A 12,407-nucleotide genomic window follows, 5' to 3' on the forward strand; every position below is an offset into this window, starting at 1 on the left:
CCTCCTAGGTACCGGTCCGCCGCAGGCCGTCCAGGTACTTCTGGGCGCACTGCTGGACCTGTTCCGAACTGAACGGTTTCACCAGGTAGTCCTCCGCCCCGGCCTGAAGGCTCTGGTTGCGCACCGGCTCGTCCTGCTCGCTGGTCAGCACCAGCACCGGCACGCCGGCGAAGGCGGCGGAGCCCCTCACCGCGCGCAGCAGCGAGAGACCGTCCATGTTGGGCATGTTGAGGTCGGTGAAGATGAGCGCCGTCTCCGGGTTCCGGGCCAGCTGTTCGAGGGCGTCGTGACCGTCCATCGCCTCGATCACCCGGCAACCGATCAGGCGCAGGCTGAACGCGATGAACTTGCGCGTGGTCGGGGAATCATCGACGACGAGAACCAGCTGGGACATGACCACCTCTTGGGTGAATGTGCTAATCCTTGCGGTACCCGAGGCCTCGGCGAAAGGTGACCGGCCGGAACGCGCGGCTCACGCCGTGCAGCGATTCGGCCTTGCCCAGGAACAGGAACCCGCCGTCCCGCAGGCACTCGTAGAGCACCGCGGCGGCGCGCTTGCGCGAAGTCTCGGAGAAATACATCATCACGTTCCGGCAGAACACCGCGTCGGGCTCGGCCCGCTCCCCCGGCTCCAGCTCGAGCAGGTTCCCGGCCTCGAAGCTCACACCCTGCCTCCAGCGATCCCGCACCCGCAGCATGCCGGCGCGGTCCTCGAACAGCTGGGGCTTCACGGTTTCGGGCACGTCGCGCACCGCGGCGCCCCGGTATTCCCCGCGCCGGGCGTCGGCGACGCACCGCTCCGACAGGTCCCAACCCAGCACCTCCAGGCCCCGTTCCGACACCGCGTCGTCCTGCCCCAGCCGGTACCGCAGCGAGTACGCCTCCTCGCCCGCCCCGCACCCCACGCTCCACACCCTCACCGGGCCTTCCCCGCCCAGCGGCGGGAGCACTTCCTCGACCAGCGCGTCCAGTTGTTCCGCCTCCCGGAAGAAGCCGCTCTCGTGGGGCGCGGCCAGGTCGCGAAGCTGGCGCAGTTCCTGCCCCGTCTCGTCGTACTTGAGTCTCAGCAGCAGGTCGTGGGCGCCCTGCGCGTCCACCGTCTTGAGCCGGCCCTGGAGCCGCTCCACCAGCAGCGGCAGCCGCGGGTCGGCGTAGTGCACGCCGGTGCTCTCGTGGATGAAGTCCCGCAGGGCCCCCCAGTCCTCGGGTGGCGCCACCAGGCGCTGCGGCGAGATCACCGGCACGAACATCTAGCCCGGCTCCCGGGCCAGCGCCTGCCGCACCCCCTCCACCAGCAGTTCCACGCGGAAGGGCTTCAGGAAGCACTGCACCGCGCCCGCCCCCATGACCTGGCGGACCAGCGCCGGGGTGCCGTGCGCGGTGATGGCGATCGCGGGCACGGCGCGCTTGCGCCGCGCCAGCCTGCGAATCAGGTTCACGCCCCCCAGGCCGGGCAGCCGCAGGTCGGCGATCACCAGGTCGCACGGCTCGCGCCGCAGCACCCGCAGGGCCTGTTCCGCGGAAGTCACGGTCACGGCCGCGAATCCCTCCTCCCCGAGCCGCTCCGCCAGGGCCCAGGCCGTGGCGCGCTCGTCCTCGACGATCAGAACTCTCAGGTTGCCCCCACTCGCGTTGGCCAGCCCGCCCCGGGGAAGTCCGGATGCCAGCGTCCAGCAGCGCTAAGGCAATGCCTGTGCCAGATTTCGGGGTTGGGTGCGGGTTTGGAGGAGGGCTGTAACTGCTTGCGCGGCAAGCGGCTCAAATGCAGCGGGGGCGGCCGGTTTTGCCGCCCCCCGGAAAATGCTTCCGCCCCGGCGGGTGGGACCCGCCCGGGTCGGCAGATTCTTAGCCGTCGTCCTCCACCCCGGCCAGGCAGTAGTCCTTGAGCTTGGTCCGAAGGGTCTGGCGCGAGATCCCCAGGGCCTCGGCGGCCTTGGTCTTGTTCCCTCCGCACTTGCCCAGGGCGAACTCGATGGCCATCTTCTCCACGTCCGCCATGGTGGGGATGCCTTGCCCGTTGCCCAGGCGGAAGCCCGTTCCGCCGGCCGGGGCCGCCGAGCCCGAGCGCACCTCGGGGGGCAGGTCCGAGAGCCGGATCACCTTGTCGCTGTGCAGCAGGATCGCGCGCTCGAGCACGTTGCGCAGCTCCCGCACGTTGCCCGGCCAGGGGTACTTCACCAGGGCCGACTCGGCGTCGGGGGCGACCCCCTCCACGTTGCGGTCCATCTCGCGGTTCAGGACCGCCACCAGGTGGCGGGCGATCGGCAGGACGTCCTCCGGGCGCTCGCGCAGCGGCGGGACCCGGATGGGGATCACCATCAGCCGGAAGTACAGGTCCTCGCGGAACTTCCCCTCGCTCTTCATCGCCAGCAGGTCGCGGTGCGTAGCGGCCATGATGCGCGTGGCCACCTTCACGTCCGAGGTGCCGCCCACGCGGCGGAAGGTCTTGGTCTCGATGGCCCGCAGCAGCTTGGCCTGCAGCGGCAGGGTCATCTCGCCGATCTCGTCCAGGAACAGCGTGCCCTCGGAGGCCAGCTCCAGCAGCCCCTTCTTCTGGCCGGCGGCGCCGGTGAACGCTCCCTTCTCGTACCCGAACAGCTCGCTCTCCAGCAGCTCGGAGGGCAGCGACGCGCAATTGAGGACCACGAACGGCCCCGCGTCGCCTTCACGCGCCCAGTGGACCATGCGCGCCACCAGCTCCTTGCCCACGCCGGTCTCGCCCTGGATGAGCACGGTGGAGCGGCCGCCGGTGGCGATCTTGGCGATCTGGTCGCGGATCTCCTGCAGCACGGCGCTCTGGCCCACGAAGTCGCCCGGCGGGGCCTCCCGCCGGCGCTCCTCGCGCATGCGCTCCACCTCGCGCCGGAGCCCCGCCTGCGCCGTGGCGTTCTTGAGCACGATGTCGAAGTGGTCGTGGTTGAGCGGCTTCTCCACGAAGTCGAAGCTGCCCAGCTTGGTGGCCTCCACCGCCAGGTTCACGCTGCCGAAGGCGGTCACCATCACCACCTCCACGTCGGGGAAGTCGCGCTTGATCCTGCGGAGCACCTCGATGCCGTTCTCGCGCCCCAGGCGGATGTCGAGCAGCACCGCGTCGTGCGGGTCGCGGGCCAGGGACTCGAGGGCGTCGGCGGAGCTGCCCACCGCGGAAGCCCCGTAGCCCTGGTCGCGCAGGTGCTCGGTCAGCATCGCGCGGAAGTTTTCCTCGTCGTCCACGATCAGGACGCGCGGGCTGTCATCCGTCTTTTCTTCTCTGGCCATGGCGCTTCTCCAGGGGCAGCTCGAGGGTGATGGTGGTGCCCCGGCCGGGGGTGCTCTCGGCGGAGATGCTGCCGCCGTGCTCGTGAATGATGGACTGGCAGATCGCGAGGCCCAGCCCGGTCCCCGTGGCGCGGGTGGTGAAGAACGGGTCGAACAGGCGCGGCAGGTGCTCGGCCAGGATCCCCTCGCCGGTGTCCGACACCCGCAGGCGCACCACCGGGCGCGCCGCCGCCGGCGGACCCTGCGGCAGCAGGCTGTCCTCGGCGCGCCGCCCGCCGGTGCGGCGGATGAACGGCGGGCTCTCCGCGAGGCGCGCATCCAGCGTGAGCTTGCCGCCGCGGGGCATGGCCTCGAGGGCGTTGCGGAACACGTTGAGCAACACCTGGATGAGCTGGTCGCCGTCGGCGAACACCTCGGGCAGCGGATCCTGTTCCTGGAACTCGATCACCACGCCCTGCCGGCCGGCGGCGTCGGCCACCAGTGCGAGCGCCTTGCGCGCGCAGTCCGGCAGCGAGACGCGCCGCAGCGTGAGGGTCCAGGGGCGCGCGTAGTCTAGCAACCCTGAAACGATCCTGTCCAGCCGGTTGACCTCGTCCTGGATCACGTCCAGGAAGCGACGGCGGTCGTCGCCCTCCTCCAGCCGGTTGCGCAGCACCTGCGCGCTGGTCGCGATGCCCGCGAGGGGATTGCGGATCTCGTGCGCCACGCCCGCGGAGAGCTCGCCCAGCACCGCCAGGCGGTCGCGCCGGCGCGCCTGTTCCTGCGCGCGGCGCTCCTGGCTGCGGTCGGAGATCACCACCGCGTGGCCCGCACCGCGGCCCAGCGGAACCGCGCGCAGCACCAGCGCCAGGCTGTGTCCGGTGGGGTGCGGCGCGCGCACCTCGAGGGCCACCCCCGGCGCCAGGGGCCATGGGAACCCGGCGTCCTGGCCCAGGGCCGCCGCGAGCGGGAGCCCCACGAGGCCGGCCGCCGGCACGCCCAGGATGTGAGCCGCCGAATCGCTGGCCGCGGTGACCGCGCCGTCGCCGGCCACCGTGAGCAGACCCTCCTCCAGCAGCGCGCCCGCCACGGCCCAGGCGTGCGCGCGCCGCGCGGCGTCCCACGTCTCGAACGCCGACCGCGCGGCGGACGCGGCCACCCGCCGGAGCGCGGCGCGCCGGCCGGGCGGCAGCGCGGCCCGCACGCGCACCAGCAGCACGCACGCGCGCCACGGGTCCGAGGGCCGATGCAGTGGGAACGGGGAGCCGGAGCCGGGGACCGTCTCCGCCAGGGCGGCGCGCAGCGCGCGGCGGCCGGCGGCGTCCAGGCGGCGGTGCGCCAGCGCGGGCGCCAGGCCGGGAAGGCGCCACGCCACGCCGAATGCGGTGACCCCGCGTTCTCGGGCCAGCAGATCCATGACAGGTTCGAAGAGTCGGGCCGGGGCGGGGACGGGGATCGGGACGGCGCTGCGGGCGCTGCGGGAGGCTCGGGGCTTCGGGACGGACGGACGGCGTTCGGTCACGGGCCCCTCACACGGTTGGCCTCTAGGGGAAGGAACTGGCCAGGTCGACCACCTCCCGCCACTCCGGGCGTTCGGCGCGGACGCGGTCGAGCGCGGCGCGCACTTCTTCGCCGCCCATCCGGCCCAGCGCGGTGATGGCCGCGCGCACGAGGTCCTCTTCGGGGCGCTCCAGCAGCGCGACCAACGGCCGCACCGCCTCCTGCACCCCCAGGGAGCCCAGCCCCCCCGCGGCCGCCACGGTCACCACCGTGGCGGGATCGCCCAGCGCGCGGACCAGCAGGTCGGGCACGCCCGGGTGGCCGCTCCCCGCGAGGGTGTTCACGAGATGGTAGCGGACCCACGGATCCGGATCCTCCAGCATGCCCGTGAGCTGGGGGAACACCGCGTTCATGTCAATCGCCGCCAGGGCCTGCAGCGCCGACTGGCGCACCCCGGCAGCCGGATCGCGCAGCACCGGGAGCAGCGGCTCCAGCGCCCGCGGGTCGCGCAGCCGCGCCAGGGAGACGGCCGCCGACTGGCGGACCATCTCGTCGCCGTGGTGCAGCGCCTCGAGCAGCGGCTCCAGCACCGCCTCGTCCCCGATGAAACCCAGCGCGGACACCGCGAGGCGGCGGCGCTCGGGGTCGGGGTGGTGCAGGTCCTCGTTCAGGCTGCGCACCACGTCGTCGCCGGAGAGCAGCACCAGCGCCCCGAGCGCGGACTCTCGCACCTCGGGCGCTTCATCGTCAAGCCGGGCGCGGAGCGCCGCGGCCGCCTCCGGAACCCGGAGCCAGCCCAGGGCGCGCGCGGCGCAGGCGCGCACCGCGGGGATGGGATCGGCCAGCAGCGCCACCAGCGGGGCGCCGTCGCCATCCCGGCCGCACTGGCCCAGCGCCAGCGCCGCGGCGGCGCGCAGCCGTTCGTCGTCGGAGGACAGCAGCTCGGACATGGCCTCCACCACCCGCGGGTCGGAGTGCGAAGCCAGCATCTCCAGGGCCAGGCAGCGGGCGGCCACGCCGGCTTCGCGCGCCACGCGCACCAGGTGCGGCACCACGTCGTCGGGGGTGCGCTCCAGCGCGCGCCGGGCCTGGTTGCGGATCTCCTCCACGGGGTCCTCCAGCCGCGCCGCCAGCACGGCGGTGACCGCCGTCGAGGGCGGGCACAGGGCCAGCACGCGGAGCGCCGCGAGGCGGATGTCCCACTCCTCGCACCCGGAGGCGTCCACCAGGTCGGGGACCATGAAGTCCAGGGAGCCGTCGGCGGCCTCGCCCACCGGGCCCTTCTCGAGCAGCCGGCTCACGGCGCGGATGATGGCGTGGCGCAGCGGCGCCGGCGCCCCCCGGTAGCCCGACATCAGCGGGCGCAGGGTGTCCGGCGAGCCCACCTGGCCCAGCGCGTTGGCCGCGGCGAAGCGCACCATCAGGTCGTCGTGGTCCAGGGATTCCAGCAGCAGCGGCACGGCGCGCGGGTCCCCCTGGCGGCCGAGTGCCTCGGCCAGGGCGCAGCGCAGTTCGGGCCGCTCGCGGAATACGTCCATCAGGTGGGTGGCCACCTCGGCGCCGCGGAACTTGCCCAGCGACTCGGCGGCCGCGAAGGCCACGTTGGGGTCGGGGTCGCGCAGCCCGTGCACCAGCGTGGCGGCGGCCCGCGGGTCGCGCACCTCGCCCATCAGCTCGAGCGCGAACTTCCGCGTGCTGGGCTCGGCCGCGGCGGCCGCGCCCACCAGCACGCCCACCGCGTGCTCACCCAGGCCGGCCAGCGCGGAGCCCGCGCGGTTGCGCAGGCCCAGGTCGTTGGATCCCAGCAGCCCGCCCAGCGCGGCGGCGGTGTCCTGGCCCCCGCGCATGCGCAGCGCCTCGGCGGCGGTCTCCCGCACGCTCTGGCGCGGATCGGAGAGCAGGCCCACCAGCGCCGGCACCGCGCGGGAATCCCGGCACAGGCCCAGCCGCGACGCGGCGCGCCGGCGCACCCGGTCCTCGGGGCTCCCGGCCTCGGCCAGGAGCTGCTCGATGTCCGGGCCCGAACCGGCGATCACGCCGGGGATGTCCCTGCCCGGGGTCACGTTCAGGCCGCCTGGTCCATGGACCGGTGCATGCCGAAGACGTGCGAAAGCTGGGTCAGCTCGAACACTTCCTGCACCTGCGGCTGCAGCGAGAGCAGGCGCAGCGTGGCGCGCCGCTCCCGGCAGCGCTTGAGGCAGGTGATGAGCGAGGCCAGCCCCGCGCTGTTGACGAACGGCACCGCCCGCAGGTCGATGGCCACGTGGAGCCCGGACTGCGCCAGCGCGGAGATCTCCTCCACGAGGAGGTTGCCGGCCTCGCCGTCCAGGCGTCCCGAGACCTCCAGGACGACTCCGTTGGGCACTTGCGATTTCTTCAGTGTCATCTCCCGCTCCTTGGGGTTTCGGGGTTGCCGGTCACCCGGCCTTGCGCATTTCCATTGCGCCGGGGCGCGTCTTCCACATCCGGACCCGGTTTTCACCCGGGCCGCGGACCACCTCCACGTTGTCCATCAGCCGCAGCATCAACGCCACCCCGCGCCCCCCCTCCAGCATCTCGCGGTTGCGTTCGGTGACGGACTGCAGGCGGCCCACGTCGAAGCCGTTCCCGCGATCCACCACGTCGAACCACACGCCGTCCTCGACGTCGCTCACCACCAGCTCCACGGTGCGGTCGGCCCGCCGGCTGTTGCCGTGCGTGATGGCGTTGTGCATCGCCTCGTTGACCGCCAGGTCGATCCGGAAGGTGTCCCTCCGGCTCCACCCGCTGGCGCGGAGGAATGTCCGCAGACCGTGGCTCACCCACGGCAGCATGGCCGGGTCGCTGGGCAGTTCCACCCGGAACCAGTGTTGCGCCGCTCCCAGGCGGCCGGCGTCGCGGTTCACTCCGCCCTCCCCACCAGCACGGTCAGGTCGTCCGAGACGCCCCCGGGCCCCGCGTACAGCCGGACCTCCTCCACGATGCGCGCGGCCAGCTCCTTCACCGGCAGCCCGCGCGCGGCGCGCACGGTGGCCAGCAGCCGTTCCATCCCGAAGAGCGAGTCGTCGGGGCCGTGCGCCTCGGTCACCCCGTCGGTGTAGAACACCAGGAGATCGTCCGGCGCCAGCGTCACCTCGCCGGCCACGTAGGTCATCTCCGGGAACTGGCCCAGCACGCCGCCCCGGGCGGTGAGCCAGGCCGGCTCGCCCTCGCGCGGCAGCCACAGCGCCGGGCAGTGCCCCGCGTTGGCGTAGCGAAAGGTCCGCGTGGCGGCTTCGTACAGCCCGTAGAAGAGCGTCACGAACACGGATGCGTAGCGCTCGGTGTCCTCGCACAGCGCCAGGTTGACGCCGCGCACCGCGCCCGCCGGGTCCGAGTGCAGCGCCGCCTCGCGGCGCACCAGGCTTCTCGTGGCCACCATGAACAGCGCCGCGGGCACGCCCTTGTCGGAGACGTCCGCCACCACCACCCCCGCCGCGCCCCCCGGGCCGCGCACGAAATCGAAGTAGTCGCCCCCCACCTTGCCCATCGGGAAGTACGCGGTGGCCCAGCGGATGCCGGTGCCCTCCGGCTCGCGGCCGGGCAGCAGCGCCATCTGGACCTGCCGGGCGATGCCCAGCTCCCGCTCGAGCGCCTGCTTCTCGAGGTCCACCTGGTGCAGCCGGGCGTTCTCGATGGCCACGGTGGCCAGGCCCGCCAGCGCGCCCAGGCTGTCTGCGGCCGCGGCATCCAGGCCCTCGTAGGCCAGGTTGGCGATCACCAGCGCGCCGAGGGCGTGACCCTTGTGCCGCAGCGGAACCGCGACCAGCGACTCCAGGCTCACGCCCTGCGGCACGCTCTGGAAGCGCGGGTCGTGCAGGCAATCCGGCGACCAGACCATCTCCCCGGTCCGCGTGACGCACTCGGGAACGGTCTCGCCTCCCTGGAGCCGCAGTTGCTCCAGCACGTCCCCTTCCAGGCCCCATGCCACCCGCGCGTGCGGGGTCTCGGCCTCCAGCCACAGGCAGCCCACTTCGGCGCCCGCCATGTGCAGGGCCGCGTCCATCAGGGTGCTGAGGATCTGGTCCCGGTCGAAGGTGGAGGTGAGCAGCGCGGCCACATCCGTGAGTTCCCGGATGCGCGCCAGGCCCAGCTCCAGCTCCGCGCGGTCGTCCACGGCCGGCGCGGCCACCTTGATCGCCTGGAGCACCGGCGCCCTCCCCCGCGGGCCGTCAGGCGGCCTGCGGGACCTCCGCGTCCGGCGTGCCCATCACTTCCTCCGCCTGCTTCCATTCCTTCTGGAACTCGACGGCCAGGTCCGCCGCGCGCTCGAAGGGCACGGTGGCCGCCTGCCACAGCGTGGCGTCCACGTCCGCCGCGGCCCGGCCCGCGTCCAGCGCGTGGGCCAGGGAATCCGCCAGCGCCACCAGGTGCACCAGCGGTTGGTGCTGCGCGTCCGCAGCGGCGGGTGAGTGGTGGTGAGTGATGGCCGCCACGATGACGTCGGGGAGCTTCCACTTGGTCGCCAGCCATCCACCCACCTCGCCATGCGAGGCACCCAGGAACTCCCGCTCGGCGTCGGACGCGGAGTTCTGCCGCTCCTTCGCCGACGCCAGGGCCTCCTCGTATTCGACCGTGGCCACCACGTCGAGCACCAGCTTGCCCAGGTCGTGGACCAGGCCCGCGGACATCGCGGCTTCGCTGTCGCGGCCCACCGCGCGGGCCAGCACCCGGCCGCCCACGCCCACACCCAGCGAGTGCCGCCAGAACTCCTGGGGCTGGAACGTCTTCGCCCCCGCGCCCGCGATCATGCGGTGCACGGAGGCGGACAGGGCCAGGCTGCGGATGGTGTTGAAGCCGAGCACCAGGGCGCACTGGGGCAGCGAGACCATCCCGTTGCGGCGGCCGAAGTACGCGGAGTTGGCCAGGCGCAGCATCCGGGCGGCGAGCGCCGGCTCCTGGCTGATCAGCTCGTTGAGCCGCGACACGGAGGACTTGGGGTCGTCCACCGCCGCGATGATCTTGGTGACCACCACGGGGAGCGACGGCAGATTGGGAGTGCGCTCCACCTTCTGCTGGAGTTCGGCGAGTAGCATTCGGGGAACTCTCCGAGGCCGGGGGCCTGGTGAAGGAGACTCTGGCTTTCAGGCGCCCCGGGGGCGCCCCGCACCGGCTCGGCCGGGTGCTCCGGTTCCGCGCACGGTCCTAGTGGGCCGGCTTGCGGAACGCGCTCAGGAGGGCCTCGACGATGGAGCCCCGGACCTCGGGACGCTCGTAGTAGCCCTCCTGGACGCGCTGCCGCGCCTGCTGCACCCGCTCCTCCCGGACATCCGGCACGTCCGCCGCCGCCCGCTTCACGGCCACCACGGCCTCGTGCACCCGCAGCTGGTCGCGGCCCTCCTCGGAGATGTCAATCTCGTCCGAGGACGGCCGGTCCGGCTTGCGGGAGGCGTCGCTGGCGGAAGCCTTGCGCGGGGGCTGGCTTCCCTCGGCGGCTCGGAACCGGTCGATCGGCGGAATCGGCATGCTGGCTCTCTCCCGGGCGCTCGCGCCCGCGGGTGCGGTGAGTGTCGGGTTCGGCTTCGGCTTCAGGCGCTGCGCCGGCGCACGGGGTCTTTTCCCGCGTACCGGGAAGCGCATCGCTCCTGCATCTCCAGCGATTCCAGCTCGCGGGCCACCCGGTCCTGCTCCGTCACCACGGCGCGGTGGCAGAGCGCGAGCATCCGGGTGGCCGCCTCGGCCCAGCGCCTCGGCTCCGGGGCCGGGGCGCCGGCCGCGCGGAGGGCCCGGACGTGCTCATCGCACTCGGCGCCCGCCCGCGCGGCGGCCTGGAAGTCCATGCTCCGGAGAGCGGACCTCAGGCGCCGGGCGGAATCAAACAGTTCACGGGCCGGGTGGCGGGAAGTCTCAGGCAACGCCGCCCTCGCCCGTGTCGGGTTCCTTCTCCTGTTCCTTGGCGTAGGCGCGCCGGATGCGAAGGGCCTCGTCCGTGGGGATCTGGCGCAGCACGTCGCCGCTGTCCTTGTCCACCACGCGGATGATGGTCTCCCGCAACTGCTGGTCCACGCTGAACATCACCCGCGTGCCCACCGGGGTGGGACCGGGCTGCTTCTCGCCGCCCTCCGGAGCCTGCCCCATCACGTGGGGCCGGACCGGCGCGCGGGTCGTGCCGGCATCATGCGTTCCGTCGCCGGACGCCGGTTCCGCCACGGCCCCGCTGTCCCACGTCGTGGGCATCGGGGTTCCGGGCTTGAGTGGTTCGATCGAGCTCATGCCGTCCTCTCTTGGCACGGGCGCCTAACCGCCCGTCAAACTGGACAGCTGTGACTGCCGGTCTGCCAGCGAGTTGGCAAGATCCTGAAGTCGGGCAAACTGCGCCACGAGCTGTTTCCGCCTGCGATCCAGGCGATCTTCCAATCCCGCCTTCCTGGCGTCGAGTGAAGCGGACAGGTCGTCGAGAGCTCGGGTCTCGAGGCGAAGCCTGCCGCCGGTTGAGGTGAAGTCGTCGACCAGGGTGTAGAGCCGCGAGGCGACTCCGTTGCTTCCCGCGAATACCGCCACGACCTGCGCCGGGTTGGCGTCGAGCGCCGCGGCGAGCTTGCTTTCGTCGGTGACCGAGAGCGTGCCGTCCTGGGCCGCGTCGATGCCCAGGTCGTACAGCCCCGCCGGGGCGCCGGCCGACACTCCGTCCACCCGCCCGCCGGTGATGTCGCGCAGGTCGCCGCGCAGCGAACCGAACGAGCTGTTTCCGGACAGCGGGCCGCGGGTCTTGCCGTCATCGGAGATGGCGCTCTTGGCCCGCACGTAGCCCAGCACGGCGTTGTACTTGGTGATGAAGTCGTCCACGACCTTCCGCGTGGCGGTGCCGTCGGCGGCGACCGTGAAGCTCACCGGGGTGGCGCTCTTCGCGTTGAGCGTGAGCGTGACCCCGGAGAGCACGTTGGCCACCTGGTTGCTGGCCGACGACAGGTCGAGCCCGTCCAGGTTGAAGGCCGCGTCCCTGGCCTGCTGGATGGTGGCCGCCGAGTACGAGGAGGACGTGGAGGCCCCCTGGATGCCCAGCTGGGCCGCCAGGCCGCCGGTGGCGTCCGCCACGTTGGCGACCAGGTTCTCCACGCCGGTCTTGGTGGACTGCAGCACCAGCCGGCGCGTGCCGGCGGCGGCGTCGGTGGTGATCACGGAGGCGCTGGCGCCGATGCCGGCCGCGTTCACGGCCTGCGCGATCGTCGAGAGCGCGGTGTCGTCGCTGAGCCCCGCGCCCAGGGTCACCTGGATGCGGGTGGTCGTGCCGCCCACCGTGATGTCGAAGGCGTAGTCGCCGGCCGCGAAGTCGGTGGCCGACTTGTTGAAGCTGCCGCTGCCCAGCATGTGCGACTGGGCCAGCTCGGTGACCGTCACCTGGTGGGTGCCGCGGGCCGCGCCCGCGGCCGCCGTGGCGCTGACCACCTGGGCGTTGGAGTTGGTGACGCTGAAGCCCAGCAGCGGGGAGAGCGTGCCGGTGCCGCGCAGGCCGTCCACCGCCGTGCGCAGGTCCGAGAGCATCTTCCCGATGTCGCTGAGGATGCCACGCGTCACGTCCAGCTGGGAGCGGCGCGCGATCAGCTTGTTGATCGGGCCGCGTTCCAGCTGCAGGAGCTGCTCGATCTGGGTGGCGAACTTGCCCCCCGATGTGGAGCTCACGCTGGACGTGGTGGCCATGGTGCTTCCTCCCC

At 72.9% G+C, this 12,407-nt stretch carries 14 protein-coding genes; all 14 read right to left on the reverse strand.

The genetic code is table 11. From position 1 onward, the window contains the following. Positions 1 to 4 precede the first annotated feature (4 nt). Positions 5 to 394 (reverse strand): response regulator, encoded by a 390-nt coding sequence (locus HZB25_08830; GenBank protein MBI5837336.1) that lies wholly within the window; start codon positions 392 to 394, stop codon positions 5 to 7. A gap of 22 nt (positions 395 to 416) precedes the next feature. After that, positions 417 to 1,250, reverse strand: a complete 834-nt coding sequence (locus tag HZB25_08835) for a hypothetical protein (protein MBI5837337.1) — start codon at positions 1,248 to 1,250, stop codon at positions 417 to 419. Further along, complete coding sequence (locus HZB25_08840; GenBank protein MBI5837338.1) at positions 1,251 to 1,667, reverse strand: response regulator; 417 nt, start codon at positions 1,665 to 1,667, stop codon at positions 1,251 to 1,253. Between the two features lie 178 nt (positions 1,668 to 1,845). After that, positions 1,846 to 3,258, reverse strand: coding sequence for a sigma-54-dependent Fis family transcriptional regulator (locus tag HZB25_08845; GenBank protein ID MBI5837339.1), 1,413 nt, complete (start codon positions 3,256 to 3,258; stop codon positions 1,846 to 1,848). Then, the gene (locus tag HZB25_08850; GenBank protein ID MBI5837340.1) at positions 3,233 to 4,654 is read right to left on the reverse strand and encodes a hypothetical protein; all 1,422 of its coding nucleotides are present in this window, start codon (positions 4,652 to 4,654) and stop codon (positions 3,233 to 3,235) included. The genes HZB25_08845 and HZB25_08850 overlap by 26 nt, the downstream gene beginning before the upstream one ends. Before the next feature lie 127 nt (positions 4,655 to 4,781). Then, entirely contained in the window at positions 4,782 to 6,800 is a 2,019-nt protein-coding gene (locus HZB25_08855) for a HEAT repeat domain-containing protein (GenBank protein ID MBI5837341.1), read from the reverse strand. 2 nt (positions 6,801 to 6,802) lie between these two features. Further along, positions 6,803 to 7,123 carry an STAS domain-containing protein gene (locus HZB25_08860; protein MBI5837342.1) on the reverse strand — a complete coding sequence of 107 codons (321 nt, stop codon included), beginning with the start codon at positions 7,121 to 7,123 and terminating at the stop codon, positions 6,803 to 6,805. A gap of 31 nt (positions 7,124 to 7,154) precedes the next feature. Beyond that, complete coding sequence (locus HZB25_08865) at positions 7,155 to 7,622, reverse strand: ATP-binding protein (GenBank protein ID MBI5837343.1); 468 nt, start codon at positions 7,620 to 7,622, stop codon at positions 7,155 to 7,157. Further along, entirely contained in the window at positions 7,619 to 8,905 is a 1,287-nt protein-coding gene (locus HZB25_08870; GenBank protein ID MBI5837344.1) for a SpoIIE family protein phosphatase, read from the reverse strand. The genes HZB25_08865 and HZB25_08870 overlap by 4 nt, the downstream gene beginning before the upstream one ends. A gap of 22 nt (positions 8,906 to 8,927) precedes the next feature. Then, the gene (locus HZB25_08875; protein ID MBI5837345.1) at positions 8,928 to 9,791 is read right to left on the reverse strand and encodes an HDOD domain-containing protein; all 864 of its coding nucleotides are present in this window, start codon (positions 9,789 to 9,791) and stop codon (positions 8,928 to 8,930) included. A gap of 109 nt (positions 9,792 to 9,900) precedes the next feature. Next, entirely contained in the window at positions 9,901 to 10,221 is a 321-nt protein-coding gene (locus tag HZB25_08880) for a flagellar biosynthesis anti-sigma factor FlgM (GenBank protein MBI5837346.1), read from the reverse strand. Between the two features lie 62 nt (positions 10,222 to 10,283). Then, positions 10,284 to 10,535 carry a hypothetical protein gene (locus HZB25_08885; protein MBI5837347.1) on the reverse strand — a complete coding sequence of 84 codons (252 nt, stop codon included), beginning with the start codon at positions 10,533 to 10,535 and terminating at the stop codon, positions 10,284 to 10,286. 67 nt (positions 10,536 to 10,602) lie between these two features. Next, positions 10,603 to 10,968, reverse strand: coding sequence for a flagellar protein FlaG (locus HZB25_08890; GenBank protein ID MBI5837348.1), 366 nt, complete (start codon positions 10,966 to 10,968; stop codon positions 10,603 to 10,605). 24 nt (positions 10,969 to 10,992) lie between these two features. Then, complete coding sequence (fliD, locus tag HZB25_08895; protein ID MBI5837349.1) at positions 10,993 to 12,393, reverse strand: flagellar filament capping protein FliD; 1,401 nt, start codon at positions 12,391 to 12,393, stop codon at positions 10,993 to 10,995. Between the last annotated feature and the right edge of the window lie 14 nt (positions 12,394 to 12,407).

Source organism: Candidatus Eisenbacteria bacterium (assembly GCA_016235265.1).
In the GTDB taxonomy this organism is placed as follows: domain Bacteria; phylum Eisenbacteria; class RBG-16-71-46; order RBG-16-71-46; family JACRLI01; genus JACRLI01.